23 protein-coding genes and 2 tRNA genes are annotated in these 23,470 nt (G+C 69.2%); 17 read left to right on the top strand and 8 right to left on the bottom strand.

What is annotated here, in order from left to right; all coding sequences use genetic code 11:
* The first annotated feature begins 3 nt into the window (after positions 1-3).
* Positions 4-75: transfer RNA gene (locus tag O1W71_RS02735), tRNA-Gln, on the top strand.
* Positions 76-134: 59 nt separating this feature from the next.
* Here the strand turns inward: O1W71_RS02735 and O1W71_RS02730 are convergent.
* Positions 135-1,382 (bottom strand): MFS transporter, encoded by a 1,248-nt coding sequence (locus O1W71_RS02730; protein ID WP_269266442.1) that lies wholly within the window; start codon positions 1,380-1,382, stop codon positions 135-137.
* 145 nt (positions 1,383-1,527) lie between these two features.
* Here O1W71_RS02730 and O1W71_RS02725 point away from each other — a divergent pair, with 145 nt between their 5' ends.
* From O1W71_RS02725 to O1W71_RS02715, 3 genes are read left to right on the top strand one after another with little or no spacing between them, the layout of a single operon-like run.
* Positions 1,528-1,782, top strand: a complete 255-nt coding sequence (locus tag O1W71_RS02725) for a hypothetical protein (protein WP_269266441.1) — start codon at positions 1,528-1,530, stop codon at positions 1,780-1,782.
* A 23-nt stretch (positions 1,783-1,805) separates the two neighbouring features.
* The gene (locus O1W71_RS02720) at positions 1,806-2,354 is read left to right on the top strand and encodes a TetR/AcrR family transcriptional regulator (RefSeq protein WP_269266440.1); all 549 of its coding nucleotides are present in this window, start codon (positions 1,806-1,808) and stop codon (positions 2,352-2,354) included.
* A gap of 25 nt (positions 2,355-2,379) precedes the next feature.
* Positions 2,380-3,432 carry a 2,3-butanediol dehydrogenase gene (locus O1W71_RS02715; protein WP_269266439.1) on the top strand — a complete coding sequence of 351 codons (1,053 nt, stop codon included), beginning with the start codon at positions 2,380-2,382 and terminating at the stop codon, positions 3,430-3,432.
* Between the two features lie 90 nt (positions 3,433-3,522).
* Here the strand turns inward: O1W71_RS02715 and O1W71_RS02710 are convergent, their stop codons facing one another.
* The 3 genes from O1W71_RS02710 to O1W71_RS02700 all read right to left on the bottom strand — a co-directional run bounded on the left by O1W71_RS02710 (position 3,523) and on the right by O1W71_RS02700 (position 7,434).
* The gene (locus tag O1W71_RS02710; protein ID WP_269266438.1) at positions 3,523-3,735 is read right to left on the bottom strand and encodes a putative acetyltransferase; all 213 of its coding nucleotides are present in this window, start codon (positions 3,733-3,735) and stop codon (positions 3,523-3,525) included.
* Positions 3,729-5,210 carry an SDR family NAD(P)-dependent oxidoreductase gene (locus tag O1W71_RS02705; protein ID WP_269266437.1) on the bottom strand — a complete coding sequence of 494 codons (1,482 nt, stop codon included), beginning with the start codon at positions 5,208-5,210 and terminating at the stop codon, positions 3,729-3,731. The genes O1W71_RS02710 and O1W71_RS02705 overlap by 7 nt, the downstream gene beginning before the upstream one ends.
* A 211-nt stretch (positions 5,211-5,421) precedes the next feature.
* Positions 5,422-7,434: a DUF262 domain-containing protein gene (locus tag O1W71_RS02700; protein ID WP_269266436.1), complete on the bottom strand. Its 2,013-nt coding sequence runs from the start codon at positions 7,432-7,434 to the stop codon at positions 5,422-5,424.
* A 126-nt stretch (positions 7,435-7,560) separates the two neighbouring features.
* Between O1W71_RS02700 and O1W71_RS02695 the strand changes: the two genes are divergently transcribed.
* From O1W71_RS02695 to O1W71_RS02675, 5 genes are all read left to right on the top strand, one after another.
* A complete protein-coding gene (locus tag O1W71_RS02695) occupies positions 7,561-8,334 on the top strand; it encodes a hypothetical protein (RefSeq protein WP_023951035.1) in 774 nt (257 codons plus the stop codon).
* Positions 8,335-8,478: 144 nt separating this feature from the next.
* Positions 8,479-9,255 (top strand): DeoR/GlpR family DNA-binding transcription regulator, encoded by a 777-nt coding sequence (locus tag O1W71_RS02690; RefSeq protein ID WP_269266435.1) that lies wholly within the window; start codon positions 8,479-8,481, stop codon positions 9,253-9,255.
* The gene (locus tag O1W71_RS02685; protein WP_269266434.1) at positions 9,252-10,202 is read left to right on the top strand and encodes a 1-phosphofructokinase family hexose kinase; all 951 of its coding nucleotides are present in this window, start codon (positions 9,252-9,254) and stop codon (positions 10,200-10,202) included. Before O1W71_RS02690 ends, O1W71_RS02685 begins: the two co-directional genes overlap by 4 nt.
* 37 nt (positions 10,203-10,239) lie before the next feature.
* Positions 10,240-12,312, top strand: coding sequence for a PTS fructose transporter subunit IIABC (locus O1W71_RS02680; protein WP_269266433.1), 2,073 nt, complete (start codon positions 10,240-10,242; stop codon positions 12,310-12,312).
* A gap of 12 nt (positions 12,313-12,324) precedes the next feature.
* A complete protein-coding gene (locus O1W71_RS02675) occupies positions 12,325-12,594 on the top strand; it encodes an HPr family phosphocarrier protein (protein WP_023951028.1) in 270 nt (89 codons plus the stop codon).
* A 64-nt stretch (positions 12,595-12,658) separates the two neighbouring features.
* Here the strand turns inward: O1W71_RS02675 and O1W71_RS02670 are convergent, their stop codons facing one another.
* The gene (locus tag O1W71_RS02670; RefSeq protein ID WP_269266432.1) at positions 12,659-13,297 is read right to left on the bottom strand and encodes an MBL fold metallo-hydrolase; all 639 of its coding nucleotides are present in this window, start codon (positions 13,295-13,297) and stop codon (positions 12,659-12,661) included.
* A 121-nt stretch (positions 13,298-13,418) separates the two neighbouring features.
* On the opposite strand from O1W71_RS02670, the gene O1W71_RS02665 reads away from it, so the two are divergent.
* Positions 13,419-13,494, top strand: a tRNA-Glu gene (locus tag O1W71_RS02665).
* A gap of 66 nt (positions 13,495-13,560) precedes the next feature.
* On the opposite strand, the gene O1W71_RS02660 is transcribed toward O1W71_RS02665, so the two are convergent.
* Both O1W71_RS02660 and O1W71_RS02655 read right to left on the bottom strand, forming a co-directional pair.
* The gene (locus O1W71_RS02660) at positions 13,561-14,679 is read right to left on the bottom strand and encodes a DUF4349 domain-containing protein (protein ID WP_269266431.1); all 1,119 of its coding nucleotides are present in this window, start codon (positions 14,677-14,679) and stop codon (positions 13,561-13,563) included.
* Positions 14,676-15,236 (bottom strand): RNA polymerase sigma factor, encoded by a 561-nt coding sequence (locus O1W71_RS02655; RefSeq protein ID WP_269266430.1) that lies wholly within the window; start codon positions 15,234-15,236, stop codon positions 14,676-14,678. Before O1W71_RS02655 ends, O1W71_RS02660 begins: the two co-directional genes overlap by 4 nt.
* Before the next feature lie 116 nt (positions 15,237-15,352).
* Between O1W71_RS02655 and O1W71_RS02650 the strand changes: the two genes are divergently transcribed.
* The 7 genes from O1W71_RS02650 to O1W71_RS02620 all read left to right on the top strand — a co-directional run bounded on the left by O1W71_RS02650 (position 15,353) and on the right by O1W71_RS02620 (position 22,967).
* Positions 15,353-16,426: a TerC family protein gene (locus tag O1W71_RS02650; protein WP_269266429.1), complete on the top strand. Its 1,074-nt coding sequence runs from the start codon at positions 15,353-15,355 to the stop codon at positions 16,424-16,426.
* Between the two features lie 151 nt (positions 16,427-16,577).
* Positions 16,578-18,026: a 3-isopropylmalate dehydratase large subunit gene (gene leuC / locus O1W71_RS02645; RefSeq protein ID WP_114589322.1), complete on the top strand. Its 1,449-nt coding sequence runs from the start codon at positions 16,578-16,580 to the stop codon at positions 18,024-18,026.
* Positions 18,027-18,028: 2 nt separating this feature from the next.
* Positions 18,029-18,625: a 3-isopropylmalate dehydratase small subunit gene (gene leuD, locus O1W71_RS02640; protein ID WP_023951020.1), complete on the top strand. Its 597-nt coding sequence runs from the start codon at positions 18,029-18,031 to the stop codon at positions 18,623-18,625.
* A gap of 71 nt (positions 18,626-18,696) precedes the next feature.
* A complete protein-coding gene (gene murA / locus O1W71_RS02635; RefSeq protein WP_112614446.1) occupies positions 18,697-20,064 on the top strand; it encodes a UDP-N-acetylglucosamine 1-carboxyvinyltransferase in 1,368 nt (455 codons plus the stop codon).
* Positions 20,065-20,067: 3 nt separating this feature from the next.
* On the top strand, positions 20,068-20,832 hold the full coding sequence (locus tag O1W71_RS02630; protein ID WP_112614448.1) for a lysophospholipid acyltransferase family protein: 765 nt from the start codon (positions 20,068-20,070) through the stop codon (positions 20,830-20,832).
* Positions 20,822-21,958: an NAD(P)H-dependent glycerol-3-phosphate dehydrogenase gene (locus O1W71_RS02625; protein WP_269266428.1), complete on the top strand. Its 1,137-nt coding sequence runs from the start codon at positions 20,822-20,824 to the stop codon at positions 21,956-21,958. The genes O1W71_RS02630 and O1W71_RS02625 overlap by 11 nt, the downstream gene beginning before the upstream one ends.
* The gene (locus O1W71_RS02620; RefSeq protein ID WP_269266427.1) at positions 21,858-22,967 is read left to right on the top strand and encodes a D-alanine--D-alanine ligase family protein; all 1,110 of its coding nucleotides are present in this window, start codon (positions 21,858-21,860) and stop codon (positions 22,965-22,967) included. The genes O1W71_RS02625 and O1W71_RS02620 overlap by 101 nt, the downstream gene beginning before the upstream one ends.
* On the opposite strand, the gene O1W71_RS02615 is transcribed toward O1W71_RS02620, so the two are convergent.
* Positions 22,957-23,469, bottom strand: a complete 513-nt coding sequence (locus O1W71_RS02615; protein WP_112614452.1) for a DUF3515 family protein — start codon at positions 23,467-23,469, stop codon at positions 22,957-22,959. The genes O1W71_RS02620 and O1W71_RS02615 overlap by 11 nt on opposite strands.
* Position 23,470: the final 1 nt, after the last annotated feature.

Raw genomic sequence — 23,470 nt, 5'->3', positions numbered from 1 at the left:
CCATGGGGTATGGTGTAATTGGCAACACGGCTGATTCTGGTTCAGTTGTTCTTGGTTCGAGTCCAGGTACCCCAGCTTCGAGTAAGGCCCCGCTTCGGCGGGGCTTTTCCGTTTCGTGTTCGATGCGGCGGCGGTCAGTGAGGCCGGGCGGACGGTGCCAGCCGCGGTGCCACAACCGCCGCCACGATCAGCGGTGCGGCCAGGAAGAGCCAGGCGGCAGCCGATGTCCCGGGGATCGCGAGCAGGACGCCGACGATGACGTTGCCGATCAGCACCGCGACGCCCCCGCAGGTGGCGAGCAGGCCGAAGAAGGACCCCGTCGGGTGGTCGTCCGCGAAGCGTGGGATCAGCGAGAGTGCGGTCGGGTTGGTCGTCATGTGGCCCGCCACGACGAGGGATGCCGCGACGACGACGATCGTGACGCGTGCGGCATCCGCCACCGGCGTCATCGCGCCGATCGCCACGACGGCGAAACCGGCGGCGGAGAGGACATAGCCGAGGCGGAGGGCGACCGGAGCGCCGACACGTGCCGACCAGCGGGCCACGGGGATCTGCAGCGTCAGCGTCAGGATCGACACCCACGCGAACATCCCGGCGGTCGCGGTGGCCGGGTGCTCCGTGGTGGCGAGCTGCAACGGCAACGCGAGGTAGAGCTGGTTGTACGCCAGCAGGTCGGCTGCGTGCGCGGCCGAGAAGCCGACGAAGCGTCGGTCGCGCAACGACCACCAGCGTCTTGTCGGACCCGCCGCGACCTTGGAGGTGTGTTCGCGGCGCGCGGCGGGCAGCGAGAAGGCGAGGAACAGTCCGATCAGGACGAAGAAGGCGGCCCCGCAGAGCGCGACCGCTTCGAAGCCCCAGCCGAGGAGAGCGGCACCGACCATGGGTCCGGTCACAGCTCCCAGCTCGCCGGTGATGCTGAGCCAGGCGAAGAGCGAGGCACGTGTTCCGGTTCCCGCGGGCGGTCGCCGGCCCTCGGCGTCCGCGAGGAGCACGTTGAGCCCCGGTGAGAACAACGCTCCGCCGAGGCCCGTGAGCACGGTACCGATGACGAACAGGGCGAGCTGGGGCGGTTCCAGCAGCAGGGATGCCGCGAGCGTCGTGAATCCGGCTACGCGAACGCCGCATCCGAGGAGAATGACGCGGCGCGCGCCGATTCTGTCGGCGAGCACCCCGCCGACGAGGAACATTCCCTGCTGGGCGAACGTGCGGACCCCGAGAATCAGTCCGACCGTGGTGGCCGCGACGCCGAAGTCCTCGGTGAGGACGAGCGCGAGGAAGGGCACAACGGCGTAGAAGCCCGTGTTGAAGAGGAACTGCGTTGCCAGCAGCACCGGGGTGCGCGCGGCGCGCGGTGCTGCGGCACCGGGAGATGGTTCGGGCACGTCGGTCTCTCTCGGGCTTCGGATGGCGTCGGCGGACCGCGTCGGGGCCCGCGGAGGGGGTGGGTCGTGCAACGCACCGAAACGATCATCGCAAGACGACGGCCGTGCGGCCGCGAACGGCGTGCCGCCGAGTGACAATGGGCGTATGGGACTCTTCACGCAGCGACCCGAGGAACCGAGCGAATGGGCGGGTCTGCCCTCCGAGCCCGTTCGTCGGAAGTCGAATGCCGAGCTGCTGCCCGACGAGCCGCCGGTCGCCGACCCTGCGGGCGACCTGCTCGGCGGGGGCGGTATCGCGTCGATCGCGATCCCGCTCACGCCCCCGACCGCACCGGAGGGTGGAGAGGCCGACACCGACGGTGGCGCGGAATCGACAAGCAGCGAGCCACCCACTGTCTGACACGTGTCGGATAGGCTGAAGTCATGGACCCGCGGTCGATGCGCAGCCGAGAGGCACTGCGCCGGGCCGCGCTCGATCTGGCTGCGACGCGCCCGCTCTCCGATCTTTCGGTGTCGGAGATCTGCCGCACGGCGGGCGTGACGCGCGACACGTTCTACCGTCACGCCGATTCGCCCGTCGCGCTCGTCGCCGACGCGCTGAGCGTCGAGCTGGCGGAGGTGCTCTCCGACGTCGGCGAGCTCGACTCGCTCTCGACAGCCGAGGCCCTGCTGCTCTCGCACGTCAAGAAGCGAGCAGACGTGTACCGCGGGGCGCTGCATCCTTCGCTCGCCGCACCGATCCGTGACGTGCTCGAGCGGGTCGTCGCCCGCGGCCTCGAGGTATGGCTCGCGCGGCATCCCGAGATCGAGCCGCCCGCGATGGACGACCAGCCGACGCGAGAGATCGCCGTCGCGTACGCGGCGGGCGGGACGGTCGCGGCGATCGAGGTCTGGCTGCGCTGCGGCGCGGACGACGTGGCGTGGGCGACGAGGGCGATCCTCGCCGCATCACCGGAATGGTGGCTGCGGTGACGCGGCCGAACGAGAGGAGATCACGATGAAGGCAGCAGTGTTCCACGCGAAGGAAGACCTCCGTGTGGAGAACGTCGACGAACCGACGGTGAACGCGGGCCAGGTGAAGCTGAAGAACGCTTTCGCGGGTATCTGCGGGTCGGATCTGCACGTCTACTACGCCCCGGAAGCCGCGGGCCTCACGCTCGACGAGCCGCACCCAGTGACGGGCGCGCAGCTTCCGCAGATCCTCGGTCACGAGTTCGCGGGAACCGTCGTCGAGGTCGGCGACGGGGTCGAGGGGGTCGCGGTCGGCGACCGCGCCGCCGTCTGGCCCGTCTACTACTGCGGCGAGTGCCCCGCGTGCCAGAAGGGCATGTTCAACGCCTGCCAGAAGATCGGCTTCCACGGCCTCAGCTCGCACGGCGGTGGCATGGCGGAATACACGACGGTTCCGGCGTCGATGCTGCACAAGCTCCCCGAGAACGTCGATCTGCGGATGGGTGCCCTCGTCGAGCCCATGGCCGTCGCGTGGCACGCGGTCGAGCGCTCCTTCGTGAAGGCGGGGCAGACCGCGATCGTCGCGGGTGCCGGTCCCATCGGCATCGGCGTCTGGTTCGCTCTCAAGGCTCGCGGTGTCGAGAAGGTCCTCGTCTCAGAGCCGAGCGCCTCGCGGCGTGAGACGATCGCCGCGCTTGGTGCCACGGTCGTCGACCCCGTCTCGGGCGACCTCGCCGCCGCGGTGGCCGAGCTGACCGACGGACGCGGTGCCGACGTCGCGTTCGACGCCGCAGGCGCCGGCCCCGCCATCACGTCGGGACTCGCGAGCCTGGTGCCCGGCGGCCGCCTCGTCGTCGTGGCGATCCACGAGCGCGCGATGGAGTTTTCGCCGACGCAGCTCGTGATGGCCGAGACCGAGATCGCCGGGGCGCTGGCGTACCTGCCGGCCGACTTCGACGCCGTCATCGACGCGATGTCGCGCGGCGTCTACGACACGACGGGATGGGTCGAGGAGGTCCCGATCGACGGTGTCGTCGGCGCCATCGAGAAGCTCCGTGGTGGGGCCGGGGCGAAGATCCTCGTGCGTTCCGACGCCTGACGCCTGACGCCTGACGCCTCGAAGCGAAAGCCCGCGAGTCCGAGTCATCGGTTCGCGGGCTTTCGTGTTCTTGCTGAGCAGGAGCGGAGGTCAGGTGCGGCGCGGCCGCGGCGCCGGCGGCGGCGGGACGGGTTTGGCAGCGACGATGTCCGAGCGACGGATACGTTCGACCCCGCGCTTGCCGTCCACCACGACCAGCTCGTCGTCGGCGCTCAGCAGCTCGCCAAGCGCGTCCGTCGCCTGTCCCGTGGGCAGCAGGTAGCGGACGACCACACGGCTGCCGGGGGCGGGGAGCCTCACCATGCGCCGGGGGAGTAGTCCTTGAGGAAGACTCCGAACAGATCTTCGCCGGCCTCACCACGGACGATCGGGTCGTAGACGCGGGCGGCGCCGTCGACGAGGTCGAGCGGGGCGTGGAAGCCTTCCTCGGCCAGACGGACCTTGGTCGGATGGGGACGCTCGTCGGTGATCCATCCGGTGTCGACGCTCGTCATCAGGATGCCGTCGGTCTCGAACATCTCCCGCGCGCTCGTGCGTGTGAGCATGTTCACGGCGGCCTTGGCCATGTTCGTGTGCGGGTGGCCGGGGCCCTTGTAACCGCGGTTGAAGACGCCCTCCATCGCGCTGACGTTGACGACGTAGGTGCGGCGGGCCGGGCTCGCGGCGAGCGAGGCGCGCAGCTTCGAGACCAGGAGGAAGGGGGCCGTGGTGTTGGCGAGCTGGACCTCGAGCATCTCGAGCGGGTCGACGTCGCCGACGCGCTGCGTCCACGAGTTGACGCTGTCGAGGTCGGGAATGAGTCCGCCGGCGTCGATCGCCGTGCCGGCGGCGAGGCGTTCGAGCGAGCTCGAGCCCGCGGCCATCGCCTGCTCGGTGAGCTCGTCGGCGCGCGAGGCTGCGGCGGCGAGGATCGGGTGAGCGTTCACCGAGCGCTCGAGAGCTTGGGGGTGCATGTCGTTGGTGTGGCCGAAGGTGACGAGCTCGGGCAGCGGCCCGTCCGGCAGCGGCGAGAGCTCGGCGTCGACGAGGGGCTGGTAGGCGCCGGGGGAGCGCCGCACCGTCTGCGTCGCGTTGTTGATGAGGATGTCGAGCGGACCGGCCGCGGCGACGTCATCCGCGAGTCCGACGACCTGGGCGGGATCGCGCAGGTCGATGCCGACGACCTTGAGCCGGTCGATCCACTCCGGCGAGTCGGGCAGGCTCGTGAACCGGCGAACCGCGTCGCGGGGGAAGCGCGTCGTGATGGTGGTGTGCGCGCCATCGCGCAGCAGTCGGAGCGCGATGTACATCCCGATCTTGGCTCGCCCGCCGGTGAGCAGCGCCCGGCGACCCGTCAGATCGGTGCGGGCCTCGCGCTTGGCGTGGCTCAACGCCGCGCAGTCCGGGCACAGCTGGTGGTAGAAGGCATCCACGATCGTGTACGGCTGCTTGCAGATGTAGCAGGCGCGCGCCTTGATGAGGGTCCCGGCGATCGGAGCGGTCGTGGACGACGAGATCGGGATGCCGCGGGTCTCGTCGTCGATGCGGTCGGGGGCGCCGGTCGCGGTGGCGTGCACCACGGCGCGGTCGGCGGAGGCAACGGCATCCCGGATCTCACGGCGCCGCACCTTCTTCGCCGCCTTGAACATCGCCGCTGTCGCGCGACGCACCGTGACGTAGTCCGGGTGGGCGTGGTCGATATCGGCGAGCTGCTCCAGAACGCGGAGCGTCGCGGCGAGGTCGGCCGGATCGATGCCGCTGGGCGCTACGGAAGCGGGGGAGATCGTGTCGGGAAGCACACGGAATTCTACGACACCCGGTCTGAACGACTCCGGAGAAGGGGACGACCCCGCCGGAGATGAGATCTCACGGCGGGGCCGTCAGTGAGCCCTGGGAGAAAGTGACCCGAACACCGTCTCTACCGAGCCGCTCACGTACAACAGTGAAACTACGCGGTCGCAGGCGGGGCGTCGGGGTCGTTGACGCCGCGCTTCCGACTCTGCTAGGCGATCAGCGCATCGCCTCGCCGATGTACGAGTACTTCAGGAAGACCTCCGACGCCCAGCCGGCCTCTTCGAGAACGCCCTGGACCGCCGTGAGCATGTAACGGGAGTCCCAGCCCATGTAGAGGTAGCTGCCCTCACCGAGCTCGTCCCACTGGCCGTTCCATGCCATCGCCGGGTACACGGGGCCGCCACGGCGAGCGCTGAAGTCGACGACGCTCTGGCGGGAGTCGACCCAGAGGCGCTTGAAGACCCGGTTAAACAGGTAACGGACGTCGGGGACCTCCCAGTGCTCGCCGCGGAACTCGACGTAGTCGAACTCGCGCTGCCAGCCGCGGGGCCAGCCGCGTCGCAGCTTCGCGTCGAGGATCGGCGTGAGGTTGTCGTCGTCGATCCCTGTCAGCGCGGGACGGCGCCAGACCTCGACGAAGCGCGCCGCGAGCTCCTCGGTACGTGCCCCGATGGCCGCGGTGTCCCAGCTCGGTCGCTCGGCCACGTCGCGCGACATCGTCACCGCGCTGCCCGCCAGGAGCGGACGCAGCTCCGGGAAGGTGGCATCGAGCGCGCGCTCCGCGCGATCCTGCTCGAGCAGCGTGAGGTTGCCGATCGTGTGCGCCAGGGCGCGGTGGCTGTTCTGCTCGTCTTCGCTGTAATCGGCGAAGCGTCGCGTGCCGTCTCCCGACCAGTCGTCGCCGGCGCCGGCGGGGAAGACGGGCGATACGTCGAGCAGGTCGCCCGGATCGACGTCGGCGAGGCGGCCGAGAACGTAGCGCGGGTGGGGGAGGTCGCTGTACTTGAGTCCGACGCGCACGCGCTCGTCCGAGGGCGTGATTCGCGCGATGGCGCGGGTCAGCGCGTCCGGCCCCTCGGCGTACGCACGGCACAGCCGTGCGACGAGTCGCTCGGTCGCGATGCCGACGACGACGCGGCGCAGGAGGAGCGACTGGATGTCTTCGAGACGGGCGATCAGCTCGTCGCGGGGCAGGATGCCGGCGCGCTGGTCGTGAACGAGCCGCATCGCGAGCGGGAACATCTGACGTCCCAGCACCGCGAGGTAGCCGAGCTGCCGACCGACCTCAGGGTCGTCGCTCGTGGCCGGGTCGAGGAGTTCGCGGTAGATCTCCGAGAGCGTCCGCCAGCTCGTCGCGTGCTCCCGCAGGCTGCCGATGTCGAGCCGGGGGAACTGCTGCCGGAAGACGTCGTAGACGCCGCGTCCACCGGTGATGAGCACCTCGCGCCCCGTGAGCATGACGAGGTAGTGGTTCCAGAATGATCCGATCGCGTCGCCGGTGTTCTGCTCGATCGGGAGCCAGTACTCCTGCTCGATCTCGTTCTGCTCGCCGTGCGTGAGCCCCATCAGCACGTAGTTGTGAATGAGCTCGTGGTCGCGCAGCGGCTCGCCCGTGGAGTTCAGGCTCTCGAAGATCTGCTGAGCGTTGGCCTGCGCCCCCAGAGTGATGGCGACGTGCTCGAGCTTCTGCAGGCCGCGCCACAGCGCGGCGGCCTCGCCGGGCCGGATCTGGCTGCGGAAGAACGCGTAGTTGTCGTCGAAGCGCGAGGCGCGCTGCTCGTCTTCGGGGGAGCGCCGGTCGAGGACGACGCTCTCGAAGACGTCGGCCCAGGCTCGGTGGGGACGGAGCTTGGTGCGCGTCGGGTCGTCGACGCGGACGAGCACCGCCTCCAGCTCCCGCGCGAGGTCGGGATCGTCGTCGCGCAGCGTGTGGTGGAGCGCCGCGACGAGCAGCATCAGGGTCGTGATCCGCTGCTGACCATCGATGAGCACGAGCTGCGCGTCGTCGTCGGACGAGGTGCTCGCGGTGGAGAGGATCGATCCGATGAAGTGGGTATGACTGTCGTCGGAGGCCGACACCGACCGGATGTCGCCGAGCAGCTGCTCGCACCCGCCGATGTCCCAGCGGTACTGCCGCTGATAGACCGGGACGACGATGGTGGTCTCGGATGCCGAGAGCCAGCCGATCGTGTTGACAGCGGTCGCTTCGACATTCGTGGCAGTGCTCATGTTCTCCGAAATCGCTCCTCGAAAACCCCGGACGAGTCTACCGGCGCGTTCAGGAGCCCTAGGTAGGCTGACCTAAGTCGGGCCTGTAAAAACTTCGCTTGTCCGACAGAAAGGTCATGATCCGTCATGGGTTACATCAAATCCGCTGCTCTCGAGGAGACCGGCTACGTCGTCCTCGACCGCTACAACAAGGAGATCGATCCGAAGGAATGGCTCGACGTCGAGTACGTCGACTGGAAGTCCTCCGGCGACACCCGTTTCGCCCCGCTGGCCTCGGCCAAGGGTGAGATCGAGTGCAACGGTTTCTGGAACCACAAGCCGCCGCGCACCGACAAGGACGGCGTGTGGATCGACTCGCAGACCGCGATCGCTCCGACGCTGACCGCGCGTGCGCAGGAGCCCGGCGCCAACGTCGGCCGCTGCCGCATCATCGAGCTGCAGCCGAACACGTACGCCGACTGCCTCTACAACCTGCACCAGGACGACAACAACCGCCTGAACCCCGACGGCACGGGCTGGGTCGTTCGCGGCTTCTTCAACCTGACGGATGACAAGACGAGCTACTTCGTGCTCCGTGAGAACCGCACCGACCCCAGCGAGGAGACCCGCATCGCGCTGCCCGCCGGTGCGCAGCTCATCGTCGACACCCAGCGCCTGTGGCACGCAGCAGCTCACTACGGTGACGAGCCGCGCTACTGCCTCATCACCTCATGGGAATCGGGCCCCGAGCTCGATGCTTACATCGCCAAGTACAACGGCGTGAACAAGGTGGAGAGCTACCCGGTCGACCAGGAGACCCTCGACGCCGGCCAGATCGAGCAGGAGCGCCGCATCGCCGCTCGTGCCGCCGCGCTCGCAGCACGGGGCCAGCAGGAGGTCATCGCGATGAGCGAGGCCTGAGCCTCGGACTCGCCTGAGGGGAGGTGTCGGCTGCGGCCGGCGCCTCCCTTCTTCGTCCTTCGCGGTGAGACCAAATACCGTGTTGGTTTCTGTTGCTTTGCGTGTGAATGCGTTGTAACGTGTGGGCATCCGAAGGGGGATGTCGTGTACGCAATGGAGCGCCAGCAGCTCATCGAACGAATGCTCGCCGCCCACGGTCGCGTGGCCGTCGTCGACCTCGCTTCGCGTTTCGATGTCACGACCGAGACGGTCCGGCGCGACCTCGCGGCCCTGGAGGAGACCGGCGTTCTCCGCCGGGTTCACGGCGGCGCGGTGTCGGCGGAGCGCGTCAGCACCGCCGAGCCATCCGTCGCGGAACGCTCCCAGCGCCACTCGGCGGCCAAGGAACGGATCGCCCGGCGTGCTCTGGCAGCGCTCCCGTCCGGGACCGGATCGATCTACGTGGATGCCGGCACGACCACCGGCGCCTTCGCGGACGCACTCATCGAGCGCAGTGCGCCGACCGGGCTCGAGGTCGTCACCCATTCGATGACGATCGCCCATTCGCTCGCCGGAGCGGCTGGTATCGGCCTGACGGCGATCGGCGGACGCGTTCGGGGCCTCACCGCGGCGGCCGTCGGATCGGATACCGTCGGCGCCATCGCGCGGCTGCGGCCCGACGTCGCCTTCCTCGGCACGAACGGCATCGCCCAAGATGCCGGACTCACGACGCCCGACCCCGACGAGGCCGCCGTGAAGCGCGCCATCGTCGCCGGAGCCCGGCGCGTGATCCTCCTCGTCGACGCCGACAAGTTCGACGCCGAACTGCTCGTCTCTTTCGCCGGCCTCTCGGACCTCGACGTCGTCGTGACCGACCGGGAGCCGGATTCGGAGCTCGCCCGCGCCCTGCGCGAGGCCGACGTGGAGGTATGGATCGCATGATCGTGACCCTGACGGTGCACCCGTCGCTCGACCGGACCATCTCGATCGATGCGTCGTTGCGCGTCGGCGAGGTGCAGACGGCGTCCGCCGTCCGCGAGGATGCCGGCGGCAAGGGCATCAACGTCGCGCGCGTGCTGCACGCGTCGGGCGTCGACAGTCTCGCCGTGCTTCCCCTGGACCCCGCCGACCCGTTCGCCGCGGTGCTGGCGGACGGGGATGTCGACGTGCACACGGTCGCGGTGCGCGGCCGCACGCGCGCGAACATCGCGGTCACGGACCCGACGGGGGAGACCACGAAGATCAACCTGCCGGGTGTGGCGCTGAGCGCGGCCGACCTCGACGACGTGATCGACGTCGTCGCGCAGTGCGCGCGCGGTGCCCAGTGGCTCGTGCTCGCCGGCTCGCTCGCGCCCGGCCTGCCGGATGACGCCTACGTCCGCGTCATCCGCGCGGTTCGCGACCGGTTGGGGGAGGAAGCCCCACGGATCGCTGTCGACACGTCGGGAGCCGCGCTTCGCGCCGTCGTCGCGGACGGACGTCCCGACCTCATCAAGCCCAACGACGAGGAGCTCGCCGATCTCTTGGGCGCGCCGCTGCCGGCGGCCGACACCCTCGCCGACGCCGTCCACCTCGCGTCTCGCGAGCTGGTCCCCGCGGCGGTCGGCGCGGCGCTGGTCACCCTCGGTGGCGACGGTGCGGTCTTCGTCTCCGACCGCGGCGCGTGGGCAGCGACTCCGCCCCCCACCCGCGTCCGCAGCACGGTCGGTGCCGGTGACAGCTCGCTCGCGGGCTTCCTCCTCGCCGACTCGCGCGGCGCGGACCCGGCAGCCGCGCTCGTCTCCGCCATCCGGTACGGCTCGGCGGCCGCGGCGCTCGAGGGAACGCAAGCCCCGACTCCGACCGATCTCCCCGTCGCGGACATCCCCGTCCGCGCGCTCCATCACTGATCCGAACGACCCGCAACACTCGAACCAGGAGGACACCGTGTCCGACACCATCACCCCGGAGCTCGTCAGCCTCGACGCGCCCCTCGGGACCGACAAGAAGGACGTCATCCGCGCCCTCGCTCGCCTCGTCGCAGCGCAGGGCCGCGCCACGGACGCCGACGCCCTCGCGAAAGACGCCATCGCGCGCGAAGAGAAGGACGAGACCGGGCTTCCCGGTGGCATCGCGATCCCGCACGCGAAGAGCGCTGCGGTGACGCAGGCCTCGCTCGCGTTCGCTCGACTGAAGCCGGGCGTGGCATTCGGAGCCCCCGACGGTCCGGCCGACCTCGTCTTCCTCATCGCCGCGCCCGAGAACGCCGCCGAGGAGCACCTCGCGGTGCTGTCGCGCCTCGCCCGCAGCCTGATGCAGGACTCGTTCACGAGCGACCTCCGCGCCGCGGCATCCGCCGACGACGTCGTGCGTACGGTCCGCGCGGCGATCGGCGAGGGCGGTGCCGCCCCAGCACCCGCTGCCGCCGCGCCGACGGCCACCTCGGCCGCACCGGCTGAGGCCGCCGCCGGCGACCTGACCATCGACGGCCGCCCCGCCCGCATCGTCGCCGTGACCTCCTGTGCGACGGGGATCGCCCACACCTTCATGGCCGCCGACGCGCTGACTGCCGCAGGTAAGGAAGCCGGGATCGACCTCGTGGTCGAACCCCAGGGCTCCAGCGGCTACCAGGCGCTGCCGGCATCCGTCATCGATAACGCCGACGCGGTCATCTTCGCCACCGACGTCGACGTCCGTGAGATCTCACGGTTCGCCGGCAAGCCGGTGATCCGTTCGGGCGTCAAGCGCGGCATCGAGCAGCCCGCGCAGATGATCCGTGAGGCCGTCGCCGCCGCGTCCAACCCGAACGCCGCCCGCGTCAGCGGTGCGGCAGCGGATGCGGGTTCCGGTGCGGGCACCGCGTCGCAGAATCTGTCGTGGGGGGCGAAGATCCAGCGCATCCTGCTCACGGGCGTGAGCTACATGATCCCCTTCGTCGCCGGCGGTGGGCTGCTGATCGCCCTCGGTTTCGCCCTCGGCGGCTATGAGGTCACGGCGAACGCGTCGAAGGTCATCATCGACAACGCGCTGTGGAACCTGCCCACGACCGACATCACCTCGCCGTTCGGGCCGCTCGGCCAGTACCTCGGGTCGGTGGCGTTCATGATCGGCTCGACATCCATGGGCTTCCTGGTGGCCGCTCTCGCGGGCTACATCGCCTACGCGATCGCCGACCGTCCGGGCATCGCTCCCGGATTCGTCGCCGGTGCGATCGCGGTCACGATGAGCGCCGGCTTCATCGGTGGCATCATCGGCGGTTTCCTCGCCGGCTTCGTGGCCTGGTGGCTCGGGCGCCTCCCCGCCCCGCGCTGGCTGCGCGGTCTGATGCCCGTGGTCATCATCCCGCTGCTCGGTTCGATCGTCGCCTCGGGTCTCATGATCCTGTTCCTCGGCCGGCCGATCGCCGCGCTCATGGCACTCCTGACCGACGGGCTCACGAACCTCACCCAGAGCGGTGCGGGCCTCATCGTCGTCGGCGTGATCCTGGGCCTGATGATGTGCTTCGACCTCGGCGGTCCGATCAATAAGGTCGCCTACGTCTTCGCGACGACCGGACTCGCGGCCGCCTCCACCGAGAACACCGCGCCGTACCTCATCATGGCTGCCGTCATGACTGCCGGCATGGTGCCGCCGCTGGCCCTGGCACTCGCATCGACCGTGCTCGCGCGTCCGCTCTTCACGCCGGTCGAGCGCGAGAACGGCAAGGCGGCCTGGCTGCTGGGCGCCTCGTTCATCAGTGAGGGTGCGATCCCGTTCGCGGCGGCCGACCCGCTGCGCGTCATCCCGGCCTCCCTCGTCGGCGGGGCGATCACCGGTGCGCTGAGCATGTGGTTCGGCGTCCAGAGCTTCGCTCCGCACGGCGGCGTATTCGTGCTGTTCGCCATCTCCCCGGTGTGGGGTTTCTTCGTCGCGCTTCTGGCGGGTACCGTCGTTTCTGCGCTGTTGCTCGTCGTGCTCAAGAAGTACGTCCGCAAGAGCTCCACCGCCCCGGCCCCGGCCGCGGCGACCGCGACAGTCTGAGGAGACACCACCATGGCAGAACGCACCGCCACCATCGCGAGCAGCTCCGGACTGCACGCCCGCCCCGCGAAGCTCTTCGTGCAGGAGGTGCAGTCGAAGGGCGTTCCCGTCACGATCGCCGTCGAGGGCGGCCCCGACCTGAACGCCGGCAGCATCCTGAGCATCATGGGCCTGGGCGCCTCGCAGGGGTCGGTCGTGACGCTCAAGGCCGAGGGTGAGGGTGCCGAGAAGGCTCTCGACGAACTCGTCGCCTTCCTCGAGATCGACCACGACGCGGCCTGATCCGCTCGGAACACACGGATGCCGTGGACCTTCGGGTCCACGGCATCCGTCGTTTCCGCGCGGCTCAGATGTCGGTGGAGTCGCCCGGGTCCAGCGCGACGAAGTCGCCGCCGTTCTGCTGGGCCGCCCACGTCAGCCGCTCGCGCCCCATCGCGAGGCCTGCCGGTGAGAGGGTCATGTCGTGGGTCGCGAAGACACGCCGCGGTTTGACCTCGAGCACGAAGTCCATCGCGTCGCCGATCTTCAGCCAAGGGGCGCCGACGGGCGCCGCGAGGAGCTCCACTTTCGCTCCCTTGGGCACGGCGTACGAGTCACCGGGGTAGTAGAACGCGTCGTCGACGAGGACGCCGACGTTGTCGATTACGGGGATCGAGTCGTGGATCACCGCGTGGCGTCCGCCGAAGAATTCGAGGCTGAACGGACCCGCTTCGAGCTTGTCACCGGGGGAGACCTCGCGGATGTCGAACCCCGCGGCCGCGCGCACGACACCCTCGGGGCCGTAGACGGGGATGTTCGGGAACTGCTCGAGGATCGTCGAGAGGTGCTGCGACGTCCAGTGGTCGGGGTGCTCGTGCGTGACGACGACAGCCACGACGTCATGCAGATCTTCGAGCGGCGAGGTGAACGTGCCGGGGTCGATGATCAGGGTCTTGCCGTCGCGCTCGAGGCGCAGGCAGGCGTGTTCGTGCTTGGTGACATGCATGCCCTCAGTCAACGCCCGACACGCCCGAGAGGGCAATGGGGGCCTCGATTTTGCCGGATGCGCGAGCCCGTGGCATACTTTAACGGTTGCCTCCGGAGCCCCGGGGAAGACAGAAAAGTACGGCCCCATCGTATAGCGGCCTAGTACGCCGCCCTCTCACGGCGGTAACGCGGGTTCGAATCCCGCTGGGGTCACCACTGCGAAACGCCCATCCGATCGGATGGGCGTTTCGCGTTCCCGCCCGGGATCTCCCCGCTGCGCGTTCAGGACTCGGGCGATTTCCGACGCACCCGACGCCGACGAGTCGTCGAGACGACGAGCCAGATCAGCGCAGCCGCGAGCCCGATCACGGCGAGCCAGGGGAGCAGGAATCCGAGCCCCACGACGATCCCGTTGAACGTGGCGATGAGCCCGTTCCATCCCGTCGCGAGTCCGTCGCCGAAGCCCGCGGGATCGGCGTCCACCTTCTCGGCCGGAACCTGCAGCTGAACCGTGAGCGACGACAGCGCGACCTGCGACTCGAGCGCGGTGAGCTGCTGCTGCAGCGAGTCGAGCTCGGCCTGCCGGTCGGCGAGAGCGGACTCCGCTGCGATGAGGTCGGCGACCGACCCGGCTTCGGCCATGAGCTCCGTCAGCCGTTCGACCGATGCCTGCCCGGCGGCCACCCGGGCGCGCAGGTCGGTCGCCTGCGTCGTCACGTCGTCGCGTGAGACCTGCGAGCTCTCGACCTCGCCGACGTCCGCGAGCGCAGCGATGGCCTCCTCGAGGCTCGCTGCGGGAACCCGGACGGACACCCAGGCCGAGCCGACTGAGGCAGGCCAGACCGCGCGGTCATCCGCGTACGGCAACGCGCCCGCCGCCGTGCCCCCGAGACTCATCGACTCGACATAGCCGCCCGCGGCGACGGTGGCCGCGGCGATCGATTCCGCCGCGTCACGGGGATCGTCGGCGATCACTGTCGCGGATGCCGTGGCGATGACGTCGCGCCCGGTGGGGGAGTCGGACACGGCGCCGGAGGCCGACCCCTCATCGGTCGACCCGTCCAACGCGAACGGCTCGGGCTGCGCCGCCGAGTCGCCGGCGTCTCGCGACACTTCGCCGTTCTCCGTCGTGCCGAAGAACCCCTCCGGGGCGGTGGCGGGTGCGACGGAGGATGCCCCGCCGCTGCTGCTCGTCAGCTGCGGCGCGATGGCCGCGGCCACGACGATCACGGCTGCCGCGGCGCCGGACGCGCCCCACCAGGCCCGCCGCCGTCGCGTCCGCTGCGCGGCGGCCCGGTCAGCCGAGGCGCGGCGTTCGGCCCGCTCGCGCCCGATGTCCGCGAACAGAGCCTCTTCGATCGCATCGATACGGCTGTCATCCAGGGCGGGTAGATCGTTCATGACTGCTCCGGTTCAACGCTCGAGCGGACGAATGTGCGGATGCGGGAGAGCCGGTTCCGGACCGTCCCGTGGCTGACGCCGAGCTGGTCGGCTGCTGCTTGATACGCGAACCCCTCCGCGGCGCAGAGCCGGAAGATGTCCTGGTCGAGGGGGCCCATCGAGCCGACGGCCGCGAGGATGCGTTCGACGAGATCGCTCTGCACGACCTGCCGCTCGACGTCCACCGTGTCGGCGACCTCGGCGGCGTCCTCATCCGTCGTGTGGCGTCGTTCCTGTTGCCGTCGGCGGATGCGGTTCGCGCTCTGGAACCGGCAGATGGTGACGAGCCACGGCAGCAGCGACTCGCCCGCCAGCTCGAGCTCGGGCAGTTTGCGCCAGGCCACCAGGAACGTCTCCTGCGTAACGTCCTCGGCTTCGACGCGATCGCCCAGCAGGCCATGCGCGAGCCAGTACACCGGTCGCACGTAGGCGCGATAGAGCGTACGGAAGGCGTGCTCACTTCCGGACGCCGCAGCTTCGACGAGCTCGGCATCACCGCGTGTGATCGTGTCGACCATGCGTCTGAGTTCCTTCCCTCATCCCATCAGTGTCGCGTCGTCGCGAACCGTCTCACACCCGGGCCGCGGAGGAGCCGGGGTGTAGTCTCGGGAGGCTTCCTCCCCGAAAGGCTCGCATGGACCTCCCCGTGCCGTTCCAGATCGTCGCGCTCCTCGTCCTGGTGCTCGTGCTCGTCGCCGATCTGCTCATCATCGTCAAGCGGCCCCACATCCCGTCGCCGAAGGAATCGACGCTGTGGGTGCTGTTCTACGTCTCCCTGGCGCTGGTGTTCGCCGGCATCCTCTGGGCCGTCGCAGACGTCGAGCACGCCGGACAGTTCGTCGCCGGATGGCTGACCGAATACAGCCTCTCCATCGACAACCTCTTCGTGTTCGTCCTGATCATGAGCCAGTTCTCGGTTCCGCGCCGGTATCAGCAGAAGGTGCTGATGGTGGGCATCATCATCGCGCTGGTGCTTCGAGGTCTCTTCATCCTCGCGGGGGCGGCGATCATCGAGCAGTTCAGCTGGGTGTTCTACATCTTCGGTGCCTTCCTCATCTACACGGCGATCAAGCAGGCGCTGCCCGAGGGCGACCACGACGACGACGTGAAGAAGGAGAACTTCCTCGTCCGCATCATCCGTCGCACGGTGGACATCTCCGACGAGTATGACGGCCCCAAGGTCCGGACCGTCGTCAACGGCAAGCGGATGTTCACCCCGATGATCATCGTCTTCGTGGCGATCGGCGTCACCGATCTGCTGTTCGCCCTCGACTCGATCCCGGCGATCTTCGGCATCACGCAGGACCCGTTCCTGGTGTTCACCGCGAACATCTTCGCGCTGATGGGTCTGCGCCAGCTCTACTTCCTGCTGGGCGATCTGCTCGACCGGCTCAAGTACCTGCACTACGGGATCGCCTTCATCCTCGCGTTCATCGGCGTGAAGCTGATCCTTCACGCGATGCACGAGAATGAGCTCGCGTTCATCAACGGCGGCGACGGGATCGCCTGGGCGCCGGAGATCTCGACGTGGGTGTCGCTCGGCGTCATCATCGGCGCCATGCTCGTCGCGACCGTCGCCAGTCTGATCGCCGCACGGCATGACCGCGACGCGGCCGGCCCGACCCAGGCTGCGGCCGCCGTCGCCGACGAGCAGGGCACGCCCCCCACGGTCGAGCAGCCGCACCCGCGTGACGACGAGCGCTCGTGACCGGACGCCGCCGCGGCGCCCGGTGGTATTCTGACCGCATGCGGATCGCTCGCCTTCTCCTTAGCGGCCGCGGCGAGGTCTCGTTCTGAGCCCCTCCTCGCCGCGGAGTCCGTCGTGGGCTTGATCCCGGTTCGCAAGGAGAACGAAACCCATGAGCATTCCCACCCCTCCCGAGCGCCCGCGCACCCTCGCCGAAAAGGTCTGGGACGACCACCTCGTCGTCAAGGGTGAAGACGGTCAGCCCGACCTGATCTACATCGACCTGCACCTCGTGCACGAGGTCACGAGCCCGCAGGCCTTCGACGGTCTGCGTGCCGAGGGGCGTCCGCTGCGGCGCCTCGACCTGACGATCGCGACCGAGGACCACAACACCCCGACGCTCGACATCGACAAGCCGATCGCCGACCTCACCAGCCGAACGCAGATCGAGACCCTCCGGCGCAACGCAGAGGAGTTCGGCGTCCGCCTCCACTCGCTCGGCGACGCGGAGCAGGGCATCGTCCATGTCGTCGGACCCCAGCTCGGCCTCACGATGCCGGGCATCACGGTCGTGTGCGGCGACAGCCACACCTCGACGCACGGCGCGTTCGGCGCGATGGCGTTCGGCATCGGCACGAGCGAGGTCGAGCACGTCATGGCGACGCAGACCCTTCCGCTGAAGCCGTTCAAGACGATGGCGATCACCGTCGAGGGCGAGCTGAAGGAAGGCGTGACGGCGAAGGACATCATCCTCGCCGTGATCGCGAAGATCGGCACCAACGGCGGCCAGGGCTACGTGCTCGAGTACCGCGGCAGCGCGATCCGCGCCCTCTCCATGGAGGGGCGCATGACCATGTGCAACATGTCGATCGAGGCGGGTGCCCGCGCAGGCATGGTGGCCCCCGACGAGATCACCTTCGAATACGTGAAGGGCCGCCCGCACGCGCCGACCGGGCAGGACTGGGATGACGCCGTCGCCTACTGGCGCACGCTCCCCAGCGACGAGGGCGCCGTCTACGACGCCGAGATCTTCATCGATGCGGCCGAGCTCGAGCCGTTCGTCACGTGGGGAACCAACCCCGGCCAGGGCGTCTCGCTCAGTGCGACGGTTCCCTCGCCCGACGACTTCAGCGACCCGAACGAGAAGGCGGCGGCTGAACGCGCGCTCGAGTACATGGACCTGCAGCCGGGTACTCCGCTCAAGGAGATCCCGGTCGACGCCGTCTTCATGGGTTCGTGCACCAACAGCCGCATCGAAGACCTGCGCGCGTTCGCGTCGATCATCGAGGGGCGCACGAAGGCTGACGGAGTTCGCGTGATGGTCGTTCCGGGCTCCGCCCGCGTCCGGCTCGAGGCTGAGGCCGAGGGGCTCGACCGGGTCTTCACCGAGTTCGGCGCCGAGTGGCGCTTCGCCGGCTGCTCGATGTGCCTGGGCATGAATCCCGACCAGCTCGCTCCTGGCGAGCGCTGCGCGTCGACCAGCAACCGCAACTTCGAGGGACGCCAGGGCAAGGGCGGCCGTACGCACCTGGTGTCGCCGCTCGTGGCCGCCGCCACCGCTGTGCTCGGGCGCCTCGCATCGCCGAGCGATCTGCCCGCACGCGAGAAGGTCGAGGCCTGAACATGGAGAAGTTCGAGACCCACACCGGTGTCGTCGCACCGCTCAAGCGCTCCGCCGTCGACACCGACCAGATCATCCCGGCCGTCTACCTGAAGCGCGTCACCAAGACCGGCTTCGAGGACGCGCTCTTCGCCAACTGGCGTCAGGACCCCGAGTTCGTGCTGAACCAGCCCGCTTTCGCGGGGGCGTCGATCCTCGTCGCCGGGCCCGACTTCGGCACCGGATCGAGCCGTGAGCATGCGGTGTGGGCGCTGCGCGACTTCGGATTCCGCGTCGTGCTGGCACCCAAGTTCGCCGACATCTTCCGCGGCAACGCGGGCAAGCAGGGCCTCCTCGCCGGTGTCATCTCGGAGTCGGATCGCGAGGCGATCTGGGCTGCCGTGGATGCGCAGCCGGGGGTGCGGATGACGGTCGATCTCGAGGCACGCGTCGCTGCTCTCGGCGACCTCCGAGTCCCGTTCGAGATCGACGATTACACTCGTTGGAGGCTCCTCGAAGGACTCGACGACATCGGGCTCACGCTGCGCAATGAAGAGGCGATCGCGCAGTTCGAGGCGCGCCGTGAGGCGTGGCGACCCCGGACACTCCCCGTCGCGTAGCCCCGGATCACGCCCTGAACCGTGGGGCGAAGATCCGCCCCGCCCTCGATCACCAAGTGAGGAAGTCCTGCATGAGCACTCCGCCGAGTGAGCCGTCCGCATCGGAGAACGGCAACCGTCGCGAAGACGGCGAGATCCTCGAGATCCGGGGCGGGCGGCCCCTCGTCGGACGTGTCGACGTCAAGGGAGCGAAGAACTTCGCGACGAAGGCCATGGTCGCCTCGCTGCTCGGCGAGACCGAGAGCGTCCTGCGCGACGTTCCTGACATCAGCGATGTGGCCGTGGTCCGGTCCCTTCTCGAGGTGCACGGCGTGACGGTCGCCGACGACGGCGAGGGCACGTACCGGCTCGACCCGAGCGGGGCCGAATCGGCAGGCTTCGAGGAGATCGACGCGCACGCCGGTGCCTCGCGCATCCCGATCCTCTTCTGTGGGCCGCTCCTGCACCTGCTCGGCCAGGCGTTCATCCCCGACCTCGGCGGATGCCGAATCGGGGACCGCCCCATCGACTTCCATCTCGACGCGCTCCGCAAGTTCGGCGCGATCGTCGACAAGCAGCCCAACGGCATCCGTCTTTCGGCGCCCGAGGGACTTCACGGTGCGGACATCGAGCTGCCCTACCCGAGCGTCGGCGCCACCGAGCAGGTGCTGCTGACTGCGGTGCGAGCCAAGGGCACGACGGAGCTGCGCAACGCCGCCATCGAACCCGAGATCATGGACCTGATCGCCGTGCTGCAGAAGATGGGCGCGATCATCTCCTACGAGCCGAATCGCGTGATCTTCATCGAGGGCGTCGACAAGCTCCGCGGGTACGACCACCGGTCGATCTTCGATCGCAACGAAGCAGCCTCATGGGCGTGCGCCGCCCTGGCGACCGACGGCGACATCTTCGTCGGCGGTGCGAAGCAGCAGGAGATGCTCACCTTCCTCAACGTCTTCCGCAAGGCCGGAGGCGACTTCGACATCCAGGAGGACGGCATCCGCTTCCGTCGCGACGGCGCGCTGCGTCCCGTCTCGGTCGAGACCGATGTCCACCCCGGATTCATGACCGACTGGCAGCAGCCGCTCATCGTCGCCCTGACGCAGGCCGAAGGCGTCTCGACCGTGCATGAGACGGTCTACGAGAACCGTCTCGGCTTCACTCAGGCGCTGAACAAGATGGGCGCGCAGATCGTGGTGCACCCCGAGGGCATCGCGAGCCCGGACCGTCGCGTCCCGCGTCGCGCCCTCGAGCAGGCCGCGGTCATCACGGGCCCGACGCCGCTGCACGGTGCGGATGTCGTCGTGCCCGACCTGCGCGGCGGATACAGCTACGTCATCGCGGCTCTCGCGGCCGAGGGAACGTCGGTCGTCCGCAACGTCGGGATCATCCGCCGGGGCTACGAGAAGTTCTTCGACAAGCTCGAGGCGCTCGGCGCCGACTTCGACATCATCGGCTGACGCGTGTCGCACAACCGCCGTCGCGCGTCCGCGGAGAAGACGAAGCCGACCCCGTTCTGGTTGGCCGCGGCCCTCGTCGTGCCCGCGGTCGGTCTGCTGGCCCGGATCGAGATCGAGGGCGGGGAGCATCTTCCGGAGGAGGGCCCGTACGTCCTCGCGCCCAATCACTACAGCGAGTTCGACCCGATCGTCATCGCCGTGGCGACCTGGCGTCTGGGCCGGGCACCGCGATTCATGGCGAAGGAGAGCCTCTTCCGCGTGCCCGTCGTGGGTGCGGTGCTGAAGGGCCTCGGCATGATCCCCGTCTCGCGGACGACGTCGGCTTCGGCGGCGGGCCAGGCGATCTCGCAGGCCGCCGAGCTCGTGGCCGACGGTCGCGGCGTGATCGTGTATCCCGAGGGTTCGCTGACGCGCGAGCCCGATCTGTGGCCGATGCGCGGGAAGTCGGGTGCCGTACGAGTCGCGGCGGCCGGCGACATCCCGATCATCCCGGTCGCCACGTGGGGCGTTCAGTCGATCCTCCCGCGTTACGGGAAGTTCAGCGCCTGGCCGCTGCGCAAGCGCATCCGCGTGCGCTTCGGTCCGCGCGTCGAGCTTCCTTTCGAACCGGGCGTGACGCCGTCGCCGACGCAGCTGGTGGCGGGAACGGACGCCGTGATGGCCCGCATCTCGGGGCTGCTCGGCGAGCTTCGCGGCGAGACCCCGCCCGCCGAGCGCTGGAACCCGGGACAGCACGGCCAGAAGGAGACGGGTCGCCTTGAGCCGTAAGACCGAGACCTCCGGACCCCGGGTCACCGTCATCGGTTCGGGTAGCTGGGGAACCACGTTCGGCAAGGTGCTCGCCGACGGCGGCGCCCAGGTCACGATGTGGGCGCGCCGTGCCGAGCTCGCGCATGAGATCCGCGAAGGCAAGCGCAACAGCCGGTATCTGCCGGGCATCAACCTCCCGCGTTCCATGACGGCCACCCACCATCTCTCGGAGGCGCTGCAGGGCACCGAGCAGGTGTACCTCGCCGTATCGAGTCAGGCGCTGCGTGAGAACCTCACGGCCATCCGGCCCCTCATCGCCGGCGGAACGATGCCCGTCGTCTCCCTCATGAAGGGCGTCGAGAAGCGCACAGGCCTGCGAATGAGCCAGGTGATCGAGCAGGGGCTCGACTGCGACCCGAACCGCATCGCGGTCGCATCCGGACCGAATCTCGCCCTCGAGATCGCACGCGAACAGCCGACGGCCGCCGTCATCGCGTCTGCGAGCCAGGAGACGGCTGAGGCGGTCGCGCTGCGCGCACGCAATTCCTACTTCCGCACGTTCGTGAACACCGACGTGATCGGCACCGAGTTCGGCGGTGTGCTGAAGAACCTGATCGCCGTCGCGATCGGCATCGTCGACGGCGTCGGGTACGGCGAGAACACGAAGGCGTCCATCATCACGCGCGGTCTCGTCGAGATGACGGACTTCGCCGTGGCGCAGGGGGCTCACCCCGAAACCCTTCAGGGACTCGCGGGCCTCGGCGACCTCATCGCGACGTGCCAGTCGCCCCTGAGCCGCAACAACACGGCCGGGCGTCTGCTGGGGCAGGGCTACTCATTCCAGGACGTCGTGAAGCAGATGGACCAGACCGCCGAAGGCCTGGCCTCGGTCGCGCCCGTCCTGACACTGGCGCGCGCGGCGGGAGTGCAGATGCCGATCGTCGAGCAGGTCAAGATGGTCCTCGACGGCACCATGAACCCGCGCGACATCGCGCCCCACCTGACCACCGACGACGACAAGCCGACCGGCGAGAGGACCCCCCATGGCGACGACAACAGTAGCGGTGCTCTTCGGCGGGCGTTCCAGCGAGCACTCGATCAGTTCCGCAACGGCGGCCGGGGTCCTGCGCGCGATCGATCGTGAGCGCTACCGCGTGATCCCCGTCGGGATCACGCGTGAGGGTGCGTTCGTCCTGGAGGACGACGACGCCGATAAGTTCGCGCTGAACCCGGAACGGATGCCGGAGGTCGTCGACAACGGCACGCGCATCCTGTGGCCCGAGCCCGGCGGCCGGCGAGAGCTCCGGGTGCGCCGCGACGACGGCTCCGTCGAGGCGCTCGGCGAGATCGACGTCGTGCTGCCGATCCTGCATGGTCCGCACGGCGAGGACGGCACGATCCAGGGGTTCTTCGACACGCTGCAGCTGCCCTACGCCGGCGGCGGGGTCTTCGACTCCGCCCTGTGCATGGACAAGCACTTCATGAAGATCGTGCTGCAGGCTGCCGGCATCCCCGTCGCTCCCTGGGTCACCGTCGAAGAGACCCGGTGGCGTCGAGACCCCGACGGTGTTCGTGTGGATGCCGCAGGCCTCGGCTTTCCGAGCTTCGTCAAGCCGGCGCGCGCCGGATCGAGCGTCGGGGTGTCGAAGGTCCACGAGGCGGCCGAGCTCGACGCGGCCCTCGAGCTGGCGTTCGCGGAAGACGGCAAGGTGCTGATCGAGCCGGCTATCGTCGGCCGCGAGGTCGAGGTCGCGGTTCTGGAGGGGCGCGGCGAAGACTCCGCCCGAGCGTCACTGCCGGGGGAGATCGTGCTCACGACGCGCGAGTTCTACGACTTCGAGGGCAAGTACCTCGGTGGTGACGGCGCGGAGGTCGTCTGCCCGGCCGATGTGACGGCTGACGAGATCGAGGCGCTCCAGAACATGGCGGTCGCCGCATTCACCGCCGTCGACGGCCGCGGGCTCGCGCGCGTCGACTTCTTCCAGACGGCCGATGGCCTGTATGTCAACGAGCTCAACACGATGCCGGGCTTCACGCCGATCTCGATGTTCCCGAAGTGCTGGATCGCTTCCGGCCTCAGCTACAGCGACCTCATCGCCGAGCTGATCGAGGTCGCGCTCTCCCGGCCCGTCGGGCGCGCCGTCAGGGACTGACGGGCGAGGGGACGGGGGTCGCCTCCGCACGGTCGACGCATGCACCGCCGTCGCTGGGCAGCCGCGACACGACCCGTGACAGTTCGTCGAGGACCTCTCGACTCGACACGCCCTGCACCTCGGCCGAGGTCTCGGTGTTGAAGTAGAGCTCGACCGCAGGCTTTCGCCCGTACGTGACGACACGGAAGCGCGGCGCTTCCGATTCGTCGATGACCCAGTCGACGCCGGCGACCGATTCGCAGCGAAGCGTCGTGGGCCCGGGAGAGGCGACACCGCACGAGAAGATGATGGTCGCCGGATCGCCCCACGCGGCCGTTGCCTGGCTGTCCGTCCAGCGGCGCTCTGCGCCGGCGACCTGCTGCGGAAGCCGAACCATCAGGTCTGCGCATTCGGGAGCATTCGCCTCCGGGGCCGCGGGGACGTTGACGGTCCCGGCGCAGCCGGCGAGGGCGAGAGTCACCGAGGCCAGGACGAGTGCGGGAATCGTACGGCGGAGCGGCATC

Source organism: Microbacterium sp. H37-C3, assembly GCF_027157935.1.
Lineage (GTDB): Bacteria > Actinomycetota > Actinomycetes > Actinomycetales > Microbacteriaceae > Microbacterium > Microbacterium plantarum.
Note: the sequence above shows the minus strand (reverse complement) of the source record. Positions and strands in the feature narration are given on the sequence as shown.

Excerpts from the sequence above, each read along its gene's own strand:
- leuC (WP_114589322.1), top strand. The coding sequence starts at position 16,578 with ATGAGCATTCCCACCCCTCCCGAGCGCCCGCGCACCCTCGCCGAAAAG.
- O1W71_RS02670 (WP_269266432.1), bottom strand. The coding sequence starts at position 13,297 with ATGCATGTCACCAAGCACGAACACGCCTGCCTGCGCCTCGAGCGCGAC.
- murA (WP_112614446.1), top strand. The coding sequence starts at position 18,697 with ATGAGCACTCCGCCGAGTGAGCCGTCCGCATCGGAGAACGGCAACCGT.
- O1W71_RS02650 (WP_269266429.1), top strand. The coding sequence starts at position 15,353 with ATGGACCTCCCCGTGCCGTTCCAGATCGTCGCGCTCCTCGTCCTGGTG.
- O1W71_RS02720 (WP_269266440.1), top strand. The coding sequence starts at position 1,806 with ATGGACCCGCGGTCGATGCGCAGCCGAGAGGCACTGCGCCGGGCCGCG.
- O1W71_RS02695 (WP_023951035.1), top strand. The coding sequence starts at position 7,561 with ATGGGTTACATCAAATCCGCTGCTCTCGAGGAGACCGGCTACGTCGTC.
- O1W71_RS02620 (WP_269266427.1), top strand. The coding sequence starts at position 21,858 with ATGGCGACGACAACAGTAGCGGTGCTCTTCGGCGGGCGTTCCAGCGAG.
- O1W71_RS02715 (WP_269266439.1), top strand. The coding sequence starts at position 2,380 with ATGAAGGCAGCAGTGTTCCACGCGAAGGAAGACCTCCGTGTGGAGAAC.
- O1W71_RS02660 (WP_269266431.1), bottom strand. The coding sequence starts at position 14,679 with ATGAACGATCTACCCGCCCTGGATGACAGCCGTATCGATGCGATCGAA.
- O1W71_RS02655 (WP_269266430.1), bottom strand. The coding sequence starts at position 15,236 with ATGGTCGACACGATCACACGCGGTGATGCCGAGCTCGTCGAAGCTGCG.
- O1W71_RS02685 (WP_269266434.1), top strand. The coding sequence starts at position 9,252 with ATGATCGTGACCCTGACGGTGCACCCGTCGCTCGACCGGACCATCTCG.
- O1W71_RS02710 (WP_269266438.1), bottom strand. The coding sequence starts at position 3,735 with ATGGTGAGGCTCCCCGCCCCCGGCAGCCGTGTGGTCGTCCGCTACCTG.
- O1W71_RS02615 (WP_112614452.1), bottom strand. The coding sequence starts at position 23,469 with ATGCCGCTCCGCCGTACGATTCCCGCACTCGTCCTGGCCTCGGTGACT.
- leuD (WP_023951020.1), top strand. The coding sequence starts at position 18,029 with ATGGAGAAGTTCGAGACCCACACCGGTGTCGTCGCACCGCTCAAGCGC.
- O1W71_RS02725 (WP_269266441.1), top strand. The coding sequence starts at position 1,528 with ATGGGACTCTTCACGCAGCGACCCGAGGAACCGAGCGAATGGGCGGGT.
- O1W71_RS02675 (WP_023951028.1), top strand. The coding sequence starts at position 12,325 with ATGGCAGAACGCACCGCCACCATCGCGAGCAGCTCCGGACTGCACGCC.
- O1W71_RS02700 (WP_269266436.1), bottom strand. The coding sequence starts at position 7,434 with ATGAGCACTGCCACGAATGTCGAAGCGACCGCTGTCAACACGATCGGC.